16 protein-coding genes and 1 tRNA gene are annotated in these 15586 nt (G+C 65.5%); 7 read left to right on the top strand and 10 right to left on the bottom strand.

Annotation, left to right across the window (positions count from 1 at the left end):
• The first annotated feature begins 2 nt into the window (after window positions 1–2).
• From ACN0WF_RS07305 to ACN0WF_RS07285, 5 genes are all read left to right on the top strand, one after another.
• Entirely contained in the window at window positions 3–1181 is a 1179-nt protein-coding gene (locus ACN0WF_RS07305; protein WP_417772140.1) for a glycosyltransferase family 4 protein, read from the top strand.
• Between the two features lie 297 nt (window positions 1182–1478).
• Window positions 1479–2021, top strand: coding sequence for a translation initiation factor IF-3 (infC, locus tag ACN0WF_RS07300; protein WP_417772163.1), 543 nt, complete (start codon window positions 1479–1481; stop codon window positions 2019–2021).
• 266 nt (window positions 2022–2287) lie between these two features.
• Entirely contained in the window at window positions 2288–2485 is a 198-nt protein-coding gene (gene rpmI, locus ACN0WF_RS07295; RefSeq protein WP_120270265.1) for a 50S ribosomal protein L35, read from the top strand.
• A gap of 36 nt (window positions 2486–2521) precedes the next feature.
• Window positions 2522–2881, top strand: a complete 360-nt coding sequence (gene rplT / locus ACN0WF_RS07290) for a 50S ribosomal protein L20 (RefSeq protein WP_417772139.1) — start codon at window positions 2522–2524, stop codon at window positions 2879–2881.
• Window positions 2882–3041: 160 nt separating this feature from the next.
• On the top strand, window positions 3042–4100 hold the full coding sequence (locus ACN0WF_RS07285) for a Rieske 2Fe-2S domain-containing protein (protein ID WP_417772138.1): 1059 nt from the start codon (window positions 3042–3044) through the stop codon (window positions 4098–4100).
• Window positions 4101–4144: 44 nt separating this feature from the next.
• On the opposite strand, the gene ACN0WF_RS07280 is transcribed toward ACN0WF_RS07285, so the two are convergent.
• The 4 genes from ACN0WF_RS07280 to ACN0WF_RS07265 form a co-directional block, all read right to left on the bottom strand.
• Window positions 4145–5119: a zinc metalloprotease HtpX gene (locus tag ACN0WF_RS07280; RefSeq protein WP_417772137.1), complete on the bottom strand. Its 975-nt coding sequence runs from the start codon at window positions 5117–5119 to the stop codon at window positions 4145–4147.
• A gap of 90 nt (window positions 5120–5209) precedes the next feature.
• Window positions 5210–6700 carry a methyl-accepting chemotaxis protein gene (locus tag ACN0WF_RS07275; RefSeq protein ID WP_417772136.1) on the bottom strand — a complete coding sequence of 497 codons (1491 nt, stop codon included), beginning with the start codon at window positions 6698–6700 and terminating at the stop codon, window positions 5210–5212.
• A 187-nt stretch (window positions 6701–6887) separates the two neighbouring features.
• Window positions 6888–7535, bottom strand: a complete 648-nt coding sequence (gene msrA, locus ACN0WF_RS07270; RefSeq protein WP_417772135.1) for a peptide-methionine (S)-S-oxide reductase MsrA — start codon at window positions 7533–7535, stop codon at window positions 6888–6890.
• 79 nt (window positions 7536–7614) lie between these two features.
• On the bottom strand, window positions 7615–7941 hold the full coding sequence (locus tag ACN0WF_RS07265) for a hypothetical protein (protein WP_417772134.1): 327 nt from the start codon (window positions 7939–7941) through the stop codon (window positions 7615–7617).
• A gap of 522 nt (window positions 7942–8463) precedes the next feature.
• Here ACN0WF_RS07265 and ACN0WF_RS07260 point away from each other — a divergent pair.
• Both ACN0WF_RS07260 and ACN0WF_RS07255 read left to right on the top strand, forming a co-directional pair.
• Window positions 8464–8553: transfer RNA gene (locus ACN0WF_RS07260), tRNA-Ser, on the top strand.
• 300 nt (window positions 8554–8853) lie between these two features.
• A complete protein-coding gene (locus ACN0WF_RS07255; RefSeq protein ID WP_417772133.1) occupies window positions 8854–9918 on the top strand; it encodes a hypothetical protein in 1065 nt (354 codons plus the stop codon).
• A gap of 164 nt (window positions 9919–10082) precedes the next feature.
• Here the strand turns inward: ACN0WF_RS07255 and ACN0WF_RS07250 are convergent, their stop codons facing one another.
• From ACN0WF_RS07250 to ACN0WF_RS07225, 6 genes are all read right to left on the bottom strand, one after another.
• Complete coding sequence (locus ACN0WF_RS07250; RefSeq protein ID WP_417772132.1) at window positions 10083–10421, bottom strand: hypothetical protein; 339 nt, start codon at window positions 10419–10421, stop codon at window positions 10083–10085.
• Window positions 10422–10534: 113 nt separating this feature from the next.
• On the bottom strand, window positions 10535–11059 hold the full coding sequence (locus ACN0WF_RS07245; RefSeq protein WP_417772131.1) for a carboxymuconolactone decarboxylase family protein: 525 nt from the start codon (window positions 11057–11059) through the stop codon (window positions 10535–10537).
• A gap of 53 nt (window positions 11060–11112) precedes the next feature.
• Window positions 11113–11961: an SDR family NAD(P)-dependent oxidoreductase gene (locus ACN0WF_RS07240; RefSeq protein ID WP_417772130.1), complete on the bottom strand. Its 849-nt coding sequence runs from the start codon at window positions 11959–11961 to the stop codon at window positions 11113–11115.
• Between the two features lie 97 nt (window positions 11962–12058).
• Complete coding sequence (locus ACN0WF_RS07235) at window positions 12059–12367, bottom strand: hypothetical protein (RefSeq protein ID WP_417772129.1); 309 nt, start codon at window positions 12365–12367, stop codon at window positions 12059–12061.
• Window positions 12368–13702, bottom strand: coding sequence for an acyclic terpene utilization AtuA family protein (locus ACN0WF_RS07230; RefSeq protein ID WP_417772128.1), 1335 nt, complete (start codon window positions 13700–13702; stop codon window positions 12368–12370). It abuts the gene before it with no gap.
• On the bottom strand, window positions 13699–15579 hold the full coding sequence (locus ACN0WF_RS07225; protein ID WP_417772127.1) for a TRAP transporter permease: 1881 nt from the start codon (window positions 15577–15579) through the stop codon (window positions 13699–13701). Before ACN0WF_RS07225 ends, ACN0WF_RS07230 begins: the two co-directional genes overlap by 4 nt.
• Window positions 15580–15586: the final 7 nt, after the last annotated feature.

Genomic DNA, 15586 nt, shown 5'->3' with positions numbered 1-15586 from the left:
CCGTGACGCCCCGCACGATCCTGCAAGTCATCCCGGAACTCCAGACCGGCGGCGCCGAGCGCACCACGGTCGACATCGCCCGCGCGCTCGTCTCGGCCGGTCACCGCGCCATCGTCGCCTCGGCCGGCGGACGGCTGGAGGCGGAGCTTCTGGCGGTCGGCGGCGAGCACATCGCCCTGCCGCTGGCGACCAAGTCGCCGCTCGGGCTCTGGCGGAATTCCCGCGCCCTGGCGCGGCTGATCCGGCACGAAGGCGTCGACCTCGTCCACGCCCGCTCGCGTGCCCCCGCCTGGTCGGCACTGTGGGCGGCACGGGCGCGGAAGGTCCCGTTCGTCACCACCTACCACGGCATCTACAATCAGAAGAGCGCGCTGAAGGCCTTCTACAATTCGGTGATGGCGCGGGGCGACGCGGTGATCGCCAATTCGCACTACACCGCCGAGCTGATCGCCAGCCGCCATCCGCTCGCACGCGGGCGCATCAGCGTCATTCATCGCGGCTCCGATCTCGCCGCGCTCGACCCCGCCGGCATCCCGCAGGCACGCAAGACAGCGCTCGCGGAGCGCTGGGGCCTTGCGCCCGGCGAGCGCGTGATCCTCAACCTGGCCCGGCTCACAGCCTGGAAGGGGCAGCGCGTGCTCATCGATGCACTTGCCGAGCTGGCGGCGCGCGGCACGCCGGAAACCGAGGGCTGGGTGGCGATCCTTGCCGGCGACGCGCAAGGGCGCGAGGACTATCTGCGCGATCTCGAGCAGCGCATCGAGGCAGCCGGACTGTCCGGCCGCATCCGGCTCGTCGGCCATTGCGACGACGTCGGCGCGGCGCTGGCGCTCGCCTCGGTCTCGGTCGTCGCCTCGGTCGAGGCGGAGGCCTTCGGACGGGCGGCGGTGGAAGCGCAGGCAGCGGGCGTTCCCATTGTCGCGACCGACCTGGGAGCCGCGCCGGAAACCGTTCTGGCCCCGCCAGAGGTGGCCGCGGAGGCGCGCACCGGATGGCGCGTCCGGCCAGGCGACGCATCGGCGCTGGCGGAGGCGATGGGCTCCATGCTGGCACTGTCCCCGGACGAACGCTCCCGACTGGTGGCGCGCGCGAAGGCCCACGTCGCGGCCTCGTTCACGGTCGAGGCCATGTGCACGGCGACGCTGGCCATCTACAGCCGGCTGCTCGCCCAGCGTGCCTGAGCGCGGCGACATCGCCGTCCGCGCGGCAATTTTCGTTGCGGAATATTTCCGGCACGGCCTTGAGCGAATCGTGCGTCCGCGCGCCGTCGCGGCACGGCGATCCACCACTCCGTTGGCGCTTTGCGCGGGAAACCGGTTGACTCCGGCGCGGTTTCACAGGAATTTCATCTTGCGGCCACAAGGGCGCGCGTGGCGGCCCCGGCGCTTGGCGTACGGGGTAATGCTTGTTGCGTACCTTGCCAATTCGGCAGACCGTGGCCAGATATATTCGGATCAACATTAGAGGAGATCGCGACCATTCGCCGTCCATATCGCGCACCGCCCCCCACCAAGGATGGCCCGCGCACGAACCAAGAGATCCGCGTTCGGGAAATTCAGCTCATCGACCACGAGGGGCAGAACCTCGGCGTCATCCTGACGGATGAAGCCATGAGGATGGCCCAGGAGGCCGGTCTTGACCTGGTGGAGATTTCTCCGAACTCGGCGCCGCCTGTCTGCAAGATTCTCGACTATGGCCGGTACAAGTACCAGAGCCAGAAGAAGGCCTCCGAGGCCCGGAAGAAGCAGAAGGTCGTCGAGGTCAAGGAAATCAAGATGCGTCCGAACATCGACACCCATGATTATGAGGTGAAGATGCGGAACATGAAGCGGTTCTTCGACGAAGGCGACAAGGTCAAGGTCACCCTGCGCTTCCGCGGCCGCGAGATGGCGCACCAGGATCTCGGCATCGCGCTTCTGCACCGGGTCCGCGACGAGACCGCCGAGTTCGCAAAGGTGGAATCGCATCCCCGCCTTGAGGGCAGGCAGATGGTCATGGTGCTCGCGCCGATCGTGCGCTGAGACCTTCAGGCCGGAAACGGTCGCCCGCTAGTCCCGAAGGCCCGGCAAATCGCCGGGCCTTCGCCGTTTCGAGGGGGAAACCGGACGACAAGCCCCTTGTCTTTTTCGGGACGGGTGCCTATAAGCCCCTGTCCCGAGCCGCCCGGCTCTGCGGGACCGCATTTTTTTGCGGTGTCGCTACATACGGGCATGCCGTGGCGGCTCACGACAGCTTCCAACAAGACCGGCGATGCACTTGCATTCGCCGTGCAAAGAAAGGATGCAAAATGCCCAAGCTGAAGACGAAGTCCGGAGCGAAGAAGCGCTTCAAACTGACCGCGACCGGCAAGGTCAAGACCGCCCAGGCGGGCAAGCGTCACGGCATGATCAAGCGTTCGACGAAGTTCATCCGCAACGCACGCGGCACGACCACCCTGGCCGAGCCCGATGCCCGCATCGTCAAGAAGTTCCTGCCCTACGGCTGAGCCTGACGGCGTTCTCGACTTTCCAAGGAGACTACCATGTCGCGTGTCAAAAGGGGCGTTACCGCCCACGCAAAGCACAAGAAGGTCATCAAGGCCGCCAAGGGCTACTATGGCCGCCGCAAGAATACGATCCGCGTCGCCAAGCAGGCGGTGGAGCGTGCGGCGCAGTACGCCTATCGTGACCGCAAGGCGCGGAAGCGGAATTTCCGCTCGCTGTGGATCCAGCGCATCAACGCGGCTGTCCGCGAGCAGGGCATGACCTACGGCCGCTTCATCGACGGCCTGAACAAGGCCGGCATCGAGATCGACCGCAAGGTCCTGTCCGACATCGCGATCCGCGAGCCGGAGGCGTTCAAGAGCCTCGTCGATCAGGCCAAGGGCGCGCTGGCCGCCTGATCAGGCGCACGCACCCTGCCGACTTCCGAAAGAGGCGCGCTCCGGCAACGGATCGCGCCTTTTTCACATTTGACGCCAGCCAACCGCCCCGGGGGCTTGCCCGTGCGGGCGCGACAGGGCACGGTCCGCGCGACTGCGCCCCTCCCGGGAGATCCGATCGATGAACAAGCTGGAAGCCGACCTGCTGCGCGGGCTCTGGTATGTGGCGTGCCCCGGCTCCGAGGTGCCGGCCGGCAAGATGCTCGGCAAGACGCTGATGGGCGAGCCGGTGCTGATAGGCCGCGCCGCCGACGGCAAGATCTTCGCCCTGCGCGATATCTGCCCGCACCGCGGCATTCCGCTGCGCCACGGCTGGTTCGACGGCGAGACCGTGCAGTGCTGCTACCACGGCTGGAAGTTCGACACGAACGGCACCTGCGTCGACATCCCCTCCACCCACGCGGCCCAGACCATCGACTATTCCAGGATCTCCTGCGGTGCCTATTCGGCGCGCGAGCAGAACGGCCTCATCTGGATCTACTTCCCCGAAAACGGCGAGAGACCGGAAGACGGGCGCCAGCCCGAGCCGCCGATGATGCCCGACATCGATGCCGCCACGGCGCCGCGTCTCGACATCATGCTGCCCTTCGTCTGTTCGGTCGATCACGCCGCGCTCGGACTGATGGACCCCACGCATGCGGCCTTCGTCCACACCTCGTGGTGGTTCAAGAAGAACGCCAAGAAGCTGCGCCCGAAGGAAAAACACTTCGCCCCCTCCGATCTCGGCTGGGCCATGGTGCGCCACAAGCTGCCGCCGCAAAACATCGCCTACAAGATCCTCGGCGACGACGTCACCACCGAGATCCGCTACGCGCTTCCGGGTCTGCGCATCGAGCATATCAAGGGCAGCAAGCACACGGTCGTCGGCCTGACCACCATCACCCCCATCGACCCGTCTCACACCGAGGTGCGGCAGATGTTCTGGGTGAGCATGGGCTGGATCGCGCCGCTCGCGCCGCTCGCGCGTCACCTGATGAAGGTGTTCCTCGACCAGGACCGGCGCGTCGTCATCCAGCAGCGCGAGGGGCTGGAGCACAATCCCAAACTGATGCTGATCAACGACGCCGACACACAGGGCCGCTGGTGGATGCAGCTCAAGGATGAATGGTTCCGCTCAAGTGCCGAGGATCGGCCCTTCGTCAATCCGGTGAAGGAACGCATCCTGCGCTGGATGAGCTGAGCAGCCCGCGCAACGCTGCCCGCAGGTCGGTGGCGCGCGGAAGATCAGTGCCAGAGACCCAGGCCGCGCAGCCTGTGGCGCGGCCGCCCCGCATCCGGGATGGGCGAGCGGGCGCGCACATGAGGATGGCCCTTGTCGTCGATCCACCGGTCGGGGCTCGCCTTCAGCGCCATCAGCCGCTCGATGCGCTCCTCCGTGCGCGGATGGGTGCGCAACACGGAGGGATCGGGCGTGCGCGCGCCGGTCGGCAGCACCGCCTCCCACATGCGCCCCTGCATCCGGTCGAGCCGGGTGAGCGCGAGCGCCAGCCCTTCGGGATCGCCGGTCAGTTCGGCTGCTCCGAGATCGGCATCGAACTCGCGGGTCCGCGACAGGGCAAGCTGCAGAAGCGTGCCGAGGGCGGGGGCGACGAGCAGGGCGGCGATGATCGCAAAGGGTGCCCCCTCCCTCCCCTCGATCAGCGACGGCAGATTGAAGAAGGCGAGGAAGAGGCCGAGCATCGACATCACCGTGGTCATGCGGCTCACCACATCGGCCAGCGCCATGACGAGAATATCGCCGTGGGCGACATGGGCGATCTCATGAGCCAGCACGGCAACGAGCTCGCGCGAGCTCATGCGGGTCAGCAGCCCGTCGGTCACGCAGATCACCGCGTCATCCGGCCGGCCGCTGGAAAAGGCGTTCATGAGCCGGCTCGGCACCTGGAACAGGCGGGGCACGGCTGACAGGCCGGCGCGTTCGCTCAGCAGGCGCACGATCATATGCGCGCGCGCATCCTCCGCCGGCGCCAGTTCCCGCGCCCCGTAAAGACCCAGAACGATCTGTGGCGAAACACGGGTGGCGAGCCAGACGGCGAACGATCCGCCGATGAGCGCCCAGAGCACGCCGTCGCCGCCGGCAATCGCGAAGGCGCACAGGCACAGAAGCAGCACCGCACCGACGCCAAGCGCCAGGGTCTGCGCGCGGTTGCGGCGCCGAAAGCGGGTCCGGACAGCGGGATCGATGGTCAGCGGCGTCATGGAGACAGTGTTACATCACGCCCGCACGGGGACGAAGCGCGCATATCGCCGCGCGCCTGTTCCTTCCCCGAGACACACGGCTCTCGCCCCTCAGCCGGCGGCGGCGGCTCGGGCAAGGAAGCGTTCGACCGCGCCGCGCATGCCCTCGGCGCGGCGGACCACGTCGTCGATGCCCGCTTCCATCTCGCCGGCCGCGCTCGCGGTGCGCGCAACCGTGTCCGACAGGCCCGCAATGGAGCTGGTGACAGCCCCGGTGCTCGAGGCCGCGCCGGAGACATTGCGCGAGATCTCGGCGGTGGCCGTGCCCTGTTCCTCGACGGCGGCGGCAATGGCGGACGTATAGCCGTCCACTTCCCGCATGGTCCGTGCGATCTCGCCAATGGCGGCGACCGCCTGTTGCGTCTCACCCTGGATCGCGGCGATCTGCGCGCCGATTTCCTCGGTCGCTTTCGCGGTCTGGGTGGCGAGTTCCTTGACCTCGGCGGCGACGACCGCAAAGCCCCTGCCCGCCTCGCCGGCGCGCGCGGCCTCGATGGTCGCGTTCAACGCCAGCAGGTTGGTTTGCTCGGCGATCGCCCGGATCAACGTCACCACCTCGCCGATCCTGCCGGCGGCGGCGGCCAGCCTGGCAACCCGATCATTGGTGTCCTGCGCGCCCGCGCTCGCCGCCTCCACGACAAGGCTGGTGCGGGAGACCTGGCCGCCGATTTCGGAAATCGACGAGGAAAGTTCTTCCGCCGCCGCGGCGACGGACCGCACGTTTTCCCGCGCCGTTCCCGAGGCCGAAGACGCTGTGTCTGCTTCCTCGGTCGACTTGCGGGCAGCCGCCTCCAGATGCTTCGCGGCCTCGCGCAACACGCAGGAGCGCCCGTCCATCTCGTCGAGAAGGCCACGGATCTCGTCACCAAAGGCGGCGATGCCAGACGCCAGATCCTTGCGCGTGTCGCGCTCCAAAGCCGCCCGCGCCTCTTCCGCCTGCTGCAGCCGCGCGCGCTCCAGAGACAGCGCCTCGTCCGCGTTCCCGCCCTCTCCCGCGACCGCCGCAAATGCGCCCTTGAGCGCGCGCACGAACCAGACGAGCGCCGCCGTCTCCAGCGCCAGCGCCGCAACATGCAGCAGCACGCGCGGCGTACCCGCGCTCCCGGCAAGGACCAGATCCGGCTCGACAAGGCCAATGATGCCGTGAAACCCGCAAACGACGGCGGCATAGACGAGAAGCGCACGCGCATCCAGCCAGCCGGCAAGCAGCGCCAGCACGGCGAAGACAAAAAGGTGGCCTTCCGCCTGGAAGCTCCCCGCCGGATCGCCGCCCGCAAGCGCGACAACCAACAGGCAGGACAGGCCGCCGAGCGCGGCCGCACCGACCATGCGCGTTCCCGCGCCCGTCTCCTTGCGCAGCCATACGGCGGTGGCGACAGCGCCCAGAAGCAGCGCGGATGCGGTCACCAGAACCGGCGACGCGGCACCGGCAAGCCAGGCCGCGGCCATGACAAGCAGCACACTGAGCCAGGTGAAAATCGCAACGGCCCGGGCAAAGCCCGCCCGCAGGGCGGCAAGAGCCGCAACATCCGCACCACGCATCGTCTTTCTCCGCTCGCCCGACGCATCCTGCAACGCGCGTCGCACCTGCGGTTCACAGTGGCGCGATAGGGTTAACGTCGCCTGAAACCGCAAATGGCAGGCCGAACGCGAAAGGCCCGGGCGATGCCGGGCCTTTCGTCTCTCTTCCAGGCGGTGCGGTCGCCGGTTGATGGCGCCGGCGTCACGCCTAGCGCAGCGGGGACGGACAGCTCACGCCGGTGCCGCCGAGGCCGCAATAGCCGCCGGGGTTCTTGTCGAGATACTGCTGGTGGTAGTCCTCGGCGAAGTAGAAGGCATCCATCGGCCGGATCTCGGTGGTGATCGCCGCCGTCTTCCCCGCCGCCGCGAGCGCCTCGGCATAGGCATCGCGGGTGGCCTCTGCCGCCTGCCCCATCTCCTCGCCGGCGAAATAGATGGCCGAGCGGTACTGGGTTCCCGTGTCGTTTCCCTGGCGCATGCCCTGGGTCGGGTTGTGGCCCTCCCAGAACGCCTTGAGCAGGTCCTCGCGCGCAATCTCGCGCGGATCGAAGAGGACACGCACCACCTCCGTATGTCCGGTTCGTCCGGTGCAGACCTCGTGGTAGGTCGGGTTCGGCGTGTGGCCGCCGGCGTAGCCGACCGCCGTCACGGTGACGCCCGGCAGGGTCCAGAAGAGCCGTTCCGCGCCCCAGAAGCAGCCAAGGCCGAGCAGCACCTCCTCAAGCCCGCCCTCGGCCGGCCGGTCGATGGGCTGCCCGAGAACCGTATGCACGCCTGGCGTCATGACCGGCGTGTCGCGGCCCGGCAGCGCCATGTCACGCGACACGAGGGAAAACTTGTTGCTGAGCATGGTCATGAAAGACAATTTCGCATCCTTTCCTGGGTTCGACCGCATCTCCGGTCGCCCGTCCGCAAGGCCGGGCCCGAAGGCAGGGTCAGGAGGAAACCTGCCGCCTGCGGCGGCCGAAGCGGAGCTCGCCGAGCCACAGGAGCACGATGCCGAGCGGGCCGGCAACAAGCCACACGGGCTGGGTCAGAAGCGTCAGGATCACCGGGTCCCACAGGGCCGGCGCGACATGGCGCTGGATCGCCGCCTGGGCGACGTTGATCGACGCCGGCGACAGGTCGAACCAGTATTTCCCGATCGGCGTGAAGGTCCACGCGGAAGCGGCGATCGAGCTGGTTCCGTCGACGACGAGCGCGACCAGCGCCATGGCGATGAACCAGAGCCCGAGAAGGCGCAGCAGCAGTCTGATCATCATGTCCTCTCGAGCGGCGGCGGGGCCGCGCATTTCCTTATCCGGCGGGCGGTCGACGCCCCCTCGGGATCCCCTTACGTCAACCAGATCCCGATACCGGGCTCCGGCTGCACGTCCGGGCAACCGGTGCCGGCAACGGATCCTTGCAGCGGATCCTTGCAACTGGCCAGAAGATAAGGACGGGCGGGCCCAGGCGCAATCGCGGCGGCCCCGCGCACACGAAAGGTTGAGAACCGCGCGTCTCCCCCCGCCGTCCCCTGCGTCCTTTGCCCGCGGATTTCGGGTCGCGGCGGCAAGAGACTCCGGCCCCCGGACACTTGATGTTGAAAACACGGCATTTCGTCCGCATCAGCGCTTGCAAGAGCCCCCCTCCTCGGTATATTGCGCCACTTGCAGGCGGCAGATGGCTCGTCGGGCGCGATTTTCTCGCACCGCTTCGAATCCGCACCCCGCCGGCATCGCGTCCTGCCTTTTCGCTCCGCCTGAACCACTGCGGGGCGTCATTGCAAAGACAGGACTGGCTGCGGAGAGGTGGCCGAGTGGTTTAAGGCGCACGCCTGGAACGCGTGTATACGGGAAACCGTATCGAGGGTTCGAATCCCTCTCTCTCCGCCATTTGCCGCTGATTGCCGCATCCAATAGCCTATGTGCCGCCGATCACCTCAAGCCGAGGCGACGGCCACTTTTTGTCGGGCCTTGTCGACCAAGAGGCAAGCGGACATACACCGCCGATACAGCAGATGACTGCAAGGCGCAGACGAACCTGTCGTTCGTTTTCCGACACCCAAGGCCCGGTTTACACACTTCGCGACCACGGCGGAGAGCACCTCTTACAGGAACCGGAAGTCTCGACCAAGGCAGCGACACCTAATAGACTTAACTTCATAGGATCACGATGGCTTGGAGAGCGAGAACTTGAAACCGATCGGACTGATCGACCCGGACAGGCTACAAAATATCCCGCAAAAGCACCGGGCAAAGCATGAGTTTTGCTTTCACCTGCATGACCTCATGGCGGCGTTGCTTGTGCAAATGGAAATAAAGAAGGCAGGGCATATTCGATTTGAGATTGAGTCCGAAGAAGATCGCCGCCTGTTGGCAAGCGGCATTCACATTCTGGAGTTTCTGGATAAGTCAGGACGCGGGGACTTAGAAAGGCGAGCGGTAGTAAATCACGTTTGCAATGCACTCTTTTCCGACATGCTCCACTTCATCTATGAAGCTCTTCGAGCATTGGAAAAGCGAAAATTCACTGTCGCCTTCTCCCTCCTTCGCAAGCCATTGAAAGAAGGCATGTTGATCGTCGCTCAGATGTGCGCTGACGAGGTGACATTCTTCGACAAAATGAAGTCTGACGCAAAGAACCTGCTCAACCGGAGAGACTTGGACGAAGCCGGGATAAAGGCTCTGCTCGAAGCAGCGATGAAAGCAAGTCGGGGATGCAGCTTCACAAATCCTGATGCAGTGTATGATGTAGTTTTCAATTTTCAGAACGACCTGGGTTTCGCAGGTCTATTCGATAAGGCTACGCATCTAGTGACGGAGTTTCGGAGGAACCAGACTGAAGACTACAATCTGAATTTCATTTTCAAGGACGCCATGGATGACGACATATATGCCGGTGGAACATACGCCCAACTCGCAATGCTTATCCTCTTTCTCCATATAATGCAGATCGAATTGTATGGGCGAATGAGAGAACCCAGCAAGAAATATCAAAATTGGATGCTGTTCACATCTCTTGGCGCATATGAAGCCCTCTTCACGAAGGGGCGCTCTCGGATGACCAATTTTGTCAATTCAAACTTCGCCGAATTCATGCAGTGTCCGGTGTGCGAAGCACAGCTTCGTATAAAAAAAGTGGATGCTCCGCGCCTATTCATCGGAGAGTACCTAGACTGCAACCAATGCTTCACAAGCCAGCATTTTCCGTTTGGTTGGCTGCTCTCCAAAGTCGATTTAGACCTCTTCGAAGACTAATATATAAATGCCCGCTCCCGACGCTTAGCGACTTTCTGTACGAGGTGCAGAGTTCGGTAAAATTGGCTTCAAGCCGCCATTCGCCACAAATTATAGGAAAGTTCGGTTGCGCGATTTCCATCGGTACGAGCGATTTTCAGCCGCGACACATGCCATAAGCAACTTCAATCAGTTTGTAGGGCTATAGCGTAGGTGTAGTTCTCGGTTTCACCGTCTTCGCCCCCCATTTTGTCGCTCCCGTGCGATGGAATTCGCCGATAGCCGCATTCTCGCCAGGCGGAACGTCGCTCCACCGACCGCTTCCACGCGGTAGCGCGCCAGATCACATGGCACAAAACAGCGCCGGTTGGAAAAATCAGGCTGATTGGATCGGCGAAAAGCCGCCACTTCAACTCCAGAAGGCGAAGGCCTGCATGCGGCCTTGAACCAGCGGTTTCACGCCAGGGCAACAGGCCCTTCAACGCCACCGGATCGCCTGGATCCTCGGCACGCGCCAGACGCATGTCTCCGCTTCGGCCCGCCATTTCAGCCCCTCCGGGAACACCGGCCCGCTGGCCGGGAAGGCTTTGCCGGTCAGGAGGAAAACTGCGCCGGGTCATGGCCCGGCGCAGAGGGTTCAGCGCGGGTCGTGGGTGTGGACTTCCAGCGCTTCCAGAAAGCGGGAGACCATGTTGTAGGCGCCGATTGTCGCGGTCAGCTCCACCAGGGCGCGATCATCGAAGTGCGCGCGCACCTGCGCGAAGATGTCCGGCGGCACCTGAACCTGCCGCGTCATGGCTTCCGCATAGGCAAGCGCCGCGCGCTGGTCGGGGGTGAACAGCTCGCTTTCCTGCCAGTTGGCCAGCGCGTCCACCTGCGCCTGGCTCGCGCCTTCCTGCAGGGCGATGGGAATATGCTGATCCGCCTCATAGGGGGCATTGTTGATCTGAGCGACACGGACGATCAGAAGCTCCCGCAGGCAGCCGTTCAACCCGCTTTTCTGGCGAATGGCAGTGAGAAAGGCGAGCCAGCCCTCGGCCACCGGCGGGCTGTGGATCAGCATCTGGTAGAGATGGAGCAAACTGCCGCGCTCGGCGACGATGCGCTCCACAAGCGCGCGGGATTCAGGCGCATCGGGATCGCCATAGGGAATGCGGGCCATGTATGTCTCCTCGGGCATGGTTTCGCGACCCTGCGGGCAGCAGGGCGAAAAGGTCAGCGGGTGGCGCTTGTCAGCCCGCCATCCACCACAAGTTCGGTGCCGGTGACATAGCGGCTTTCGTCACAGGCAAGGAAAAGGGCGGCGTGGGCCACGTCCCAGGCGGAGCCCATGCGGCCCATGGGCACCTGCTGGTTTCGCGTGGCGACGAAGGCGTCATATTGCCCGCCGGCATATTTGTCGGCCAGCCGGGTGACCAGCGGCGTGTGTATCAGCCCGGGCACCACGCAGTTCAGCCTGACGCCTCTGGAGGCATAGAGAACGGCCGTGGTGCGCGTCATCTGCATCAGCCCGGCCTTGCCCGCGGCATAGGCCACCTGCGGCTTGCCGATGTAGCGCAGGCCGGCGACGGACGAGACGTTGACGATGGATCCGCCGCCCTGCTTCTCCATCACCGGCAGCACGGCCTTGCATGTGAGATAGGCGCTCTTCAGGTTCACGTCCATCTGGGCGTCCCAGGTGTCCTCGTCCATGGAGACCGGGTCGCCGGGCTCGGAGCGCCCGACATTGTTGACCAGCACGTCGATGCGGCCGAACCGCGTCAGGCAGTCCTCCACCAGGGCGGCGGTTTCATCGGCGCGGGTCACGTCGCAGGTGTTCACGTCCATGGTGCCGTTCTCCGCGGCGACCAGACGGGCGGTTTCAGCCGCGGCCTCTGCATCGAGGTCCACGCCATAGACCCGCGCGCCCTGTCGCGCGCACAGAACGGAAATGGCCTTGCCATTGCCCCAGCCGGGGCCGATGGACCCGCATCCGGTGACCAGAACCACCTTGCCGTCCAGGCGGAACGGGGCGTGGGTCGGGGCTTCGTGAGAGGCGGAGCCGTCAGCTTCAAGATTATCCATGTGTCATTCCTCATCTCACGGCTCATGCGTGAGAAACAGCGTGGGTCGCGCGCGGCACATGCGGTGAGCGGTAAGGGGCGGCCGTGCCGCTGCCTGTTCAGTCTTCGGCAAGGTCCATGTCGAGCACGGCCGCGCCAATGCACTTGCCATGCGCATCCAGCGCCAGGGACTGGGTCACCCCACCTGCCAGAGCATCATGCAGCACGAAGTTCAGCGCCCCCAGCGCGGGCATTTCAAACCGCTCGATCCGGCCAATGGAGAGACCGGGGAAGCAGGCTCTCACGCGCTCCCCGGTCACGTCCCGCGCAAGGCGCGGGTAATCCTCCTGCCGGTAGGCGATCACTGAAATATTGGAGGTATTGCCCTTGTCGCCGGTGCGGCTGTGGGCAAGTTCACGCAAGCGCATCTAGGCCTCCATCATGTGAATTCGGGGCGTCACGAGTTGCTCCGGAACCAGGGTGGACAGCACGCCGATGACACGGCGCGTCGAGCGCCACGCGCCACCGCCGCCCGCCGGACCGTTGAGGTAAAGGGCCTCGACCTCCCTGCCGATGCGCTCTGCATCTTCGCGGTTGTCGGTCCGGGCGGCGAAGCGCATGCGGACCTCGCGCGGGTCCGGCTGGCCGGGCTCGGGGCCAAGAATGGCGTTGACGCCGATCAGTTCGCCGCGCGTTTCCCGGCACGGCACGCCGAGAAGGCGCAGGCGCTCGGCCACGATATCCGCCGCAAGCTGTCCACGCGCCACGGCGCCGGGGCCGGCATAGGAGATCTGCCCTTCGCCGATCCAGCCGTCCTGCAAGCCCAGGGAAACCTTCAGCAAGCCGCTGCGGGGATGCCCGTTGCCCCCGGTAACGCGAATGCGATCGGGACCATTCTCGATCATTGTCACGCCGGAGAAGTCCGCCACGACATCGGGTTGAAGGTAGCGCGCCGGATCGTGCACCTCATACAGGAGTTGCTCCGTGCAGGTCGCCCGCGTGACCGCCCCGCCGGTCCCCGGCAGCTTGGTGACGACGAGGCCTCCCTCTTCATCGAGTTCACCGATGGGCATCCCAAGACGGGCCAGGTCGGGCGGATCCTTGTAGCCGGGATCGGCAAAATAGCCGCCGGTGACCTGCCCCCCGCATTCCAGCAGATGGCCGGCGACAATTCCGCGCCCCAGCCTTGCCCAGTCGTCCATTCGCCAGCCGAAGGCATGGACGGCAGGACCCAGAAACAGAGCCGGGTCGGAGGCGCGCCCGATGATGACCACATCCGCCCCCCGCGCCAGCGCCTCCGCAATGGAGCCGGCCCCCAGATAGGCATTCGCGGAAACCAGCTTGTCGCGCAGGTCGGCCACCGGGGCGCCGGTTTCCTCGACGGTGAAATCACCGCTGCAAACGGCCTCCAGAACGTCATCTCCGGTGATGGCCGCGATGCGGAGGCCCTTCAGGCCGCACTCCCTGGCCACGCGGGCCGTGGCCTGGGCGGCGGCCAGCGGGTTGGCCGCTCCCATGTTGGTGACGATCTTCACACCGTTCTTGCAACAGGCCGGCAACACGGCCTGCATGCGCGCTTCCAGCAGCGGCTCGTAGCCGTGATCCGGATTGTCGAGGCGGGAGAGCTGGGCCAGGGCAATCGTGCGCTCCCCCAGGCACTCGAACACCAGATAATCCAGCTCCCCTCTTTCGGCGAGATCGACGGCCGGATCGATCCGGTCTCCCGAATAGCCCGCGCCGGTGCCGATGCGGATGCTCTTCATGGCCGACGCTCCGCCGCGACGCGGCTTTCTTGCGGTGTCTGCGGACGTTTGCGCATGAAGGCCCACGCCAGGAAGGCCAGGGCGATCAGCGGGGTGACGGTATAGGGCAGGACAGCCAGGGTGATGACCGCGAGATAGGTCGCGATATCCAGCAGGCGGTTTGCAAACAAAGGCATCCCGCTGAGCAGAGCCGGCACGGCCAGCACCAGGGCACCGCCGGTCAGCACCGCATCCAGCACCGCCATCGCCCCGCCGCTCGCGGTCATGCCCGGATAGACGAGGAACAGGAAGGGCACCAGATAGACCACCGCGGCCAGCCGCACGGCTTCGAGGGCGGCGGGCAGCCAGTTGGTCTTGGCAATGCCGGCCGCCACGAACACCGCCACGCAAACGGGCGGTGTCACCACCGAAAGGGTCGCGAAGTAGAACACGAACATCTGGGCGGAGAGCGGCTCCACCCCCACCGCCGTCATGGCCGGGGCCAGAACCGCGGCAACCAGGACATAGGCAGCCGTGGTCGGCAGGCCCATGCCCATGATGAGGCAAACCAGAGCCACGATGATCGCGATGATGGCCAGATTGTCGCCGGCCAGCTGCACGATGAGCGAGGAGATCACCACCCCCACGCCGGTGAGGTTGATCATCGACACGAGGATCTGCGCACCAGCCAGCAGCACGCCGACAATGACAAGGCCACGTCCGGCATCGGCAAGTCCGTCCACCACGTGCTTTGCCATCTCGCGGGGCGAGGCCTGCCCGACATTGGTGACGACATAGGCCAGCAGCAGGCCGAGAACACCCCAGAAGGCCGACGTGGTGACGGAACGGCCCGTGAGAATGGCCAGCAGAAGCCCACCCAGCGCAGCCACCACGGGCAGGGCCCGGCGCGGCGCGAAGATGGAGTTCCAGGCCGGCAGCTCCTCATCTGGCGCGGCCCGCAGGCCCCGCCGCAGCGAGACGATGTGCACGGTGATGAACACGGAGAGATAGAACAGCAGCGCCGGAATGGCCGCAGCGGCCATGACGGTGAAGTAAGGCACTCCGAGGATTTCGGCCATGACGAAGGCGGCCGCACCCATGATCGGCGGGGCGATCTGCCCACCTGTGGAGGCAACCGCTTCCACCGCGGCGGCAAAGGGGGCCGGATAGCCGAGCCGGCGCATCATGGGAATGGTGAAGTTGCCGGTGGTGGCGACATTGGCCACGGCACTGCCGGAAATCATGCCGAACAGGCCCGAGGCAATGGTCGCCACCTTGGCAGCGCCACCGGGGCTGCGCCCGCCAAGACGCATGGCCAGATCCATGAAGGCTTGTCCGCCGCCAGTGTGCAGCAGCAGGGCGCCAAACAGCACGAAGGCGGCAATCACGGTGGCAGCCACGCCAGTCAGCATGCCCCACACGCCAAGATCCCCGAGGAAAAGCGTCTCGGTCACGAAGGCGGTATCGAAACCGCGATGGTTGAGGGGAGCGGGCAACAGGTGGCCAAGCATGGCATAGGCCAGTCCGGCCACCACCACCGCCGGGAAGATGATCCCCACAGTCCGTCGGCTGAGTTCGAGAACGGAAAGCGTCAGGCCGACCGTCAGCGCCATGTCCAGCGAGGTTGCCCAGGGCAGTTCCGTCATGATGCGATCGTAGTTGACGACCACATAGGTGCAGGCGGCCAGCGTGCAGGCAGCCATGGCAAGATCGACTGCCAGCCCCACAGGGCGCCAGCGTGTGCCGGCGCCAAGGGGATAGAGCGTCAGGCCGAGGCAGACGACCAGAGCCAGAAAGATCGCACGTTGAATGAGGCTCTCAAAGGGGCCTGCGCCCGCGGTCCATAGTACGAACGCGCCAACGAGGACCGCGAGCGCGGCGGATAGCTTCTTGAACATTGGCGGT

This window comes from Stappia sp. (genome assembly GCF_048268045.1).
Lineage (GTDB): Bacteria > Pseudomonadota > Alphaproteobacteria > Rhizobiales > Stappiaceae > Stappia.
This window is presented reverse-complemented; position numbering and strand designations above follow the sequence as displayed.

Coding starts and splice junctions, on each gene's coding strand:
- rpmI (WP_120270265.1), top strand. CDS start 2,288: ATGCCCAAGCTGAAGACGAAGTCCGGAGCGAAGAAGCGCTTCAAACTG.
- rplT (WP_417772139.1), top strand. CDS start 2,522: ATGTCGCGTGTCAAAAGGGGCGTTACCGCCCACGCAAAGCACAAGAAG.
- ACN0WF_RS07285 (WP_417772138.1), top strand. CDS start 3,042: ATGAACAAGCTGGAAGCCGACCTGCTGCGCGGGCTCTGGTATGTGGCG.
- ACN0WF_RS07280 (WP_417772137.1), bottom strand. CDS start 5,119: ATGACGCCGCTGACCATCGATCCCGCTGTCCGGACCCGCTTTCGGCGC.
- ACN0WF_RS07275 (WP_417772136.1), bottom strand. CDS start 6,700: ATGCGTGGTGCGGATGTTGCGGCTCTTGCCGCCCTGCGGGCGGGCTTT.
- msrA (WP_417772135.1), bottom strand. CDS start 7,535: ATGACCATGCTCAGCAACAAGTTTTCCCTCGTGTCGCGTGACATGGCG.
- ACN0WF_RS07265 (WP_417772134.1), bottom strand. CDS start 7,941: ATGATGATCAGACTGCTGCTGCGCCTTCTCGGGCTCTGGTTCATCGCC.
- ACN0WF_RS07250 (WP_417772132.1), bottom strand. CDS start 10,421: ATGCGTCTGGCGCGTGCCGAGGATCCAGGCGATCCGGTGGCGTTGAAG.
- ACN0WF_RS07245 (WP_417772131.1), bottom strand. CDS start 11,059: ATGGCCCGCATTCCCTATGGCGATCCCGATGCGCCTGAATCCCGCGCG.
- ACN0WF_RS07240 (WP_417772130.1), bottom strand. CDS start 11,961: ATGGATAATCTTGAAGCTGACGGCTCCGCCTCTCACGAAGCCCCGACC.
- ACN0WF_RS07235 (WP_417772129.1), bottom strand. CDS start 12,367: ATGCGCTTGCGTGAACTTGCCCACAGCCGCACCGGCGACAAGGGCAAT.
- ACN0WF_RS07230 (WP_417772128.1), bottom strand. CDS start 13,702: ATGAAGAGCATCCGCATCGGCACCGGCGCGGGCTATTCGGGAGACCGG.
- ACN0WF_RS07225 (WP_417772127.1), bottom strand. CDS start 15,579: ATGTTCAAGAAGCTATCCGCCGCGCTCGCGGTCCTCGTTGGCGCGTTC.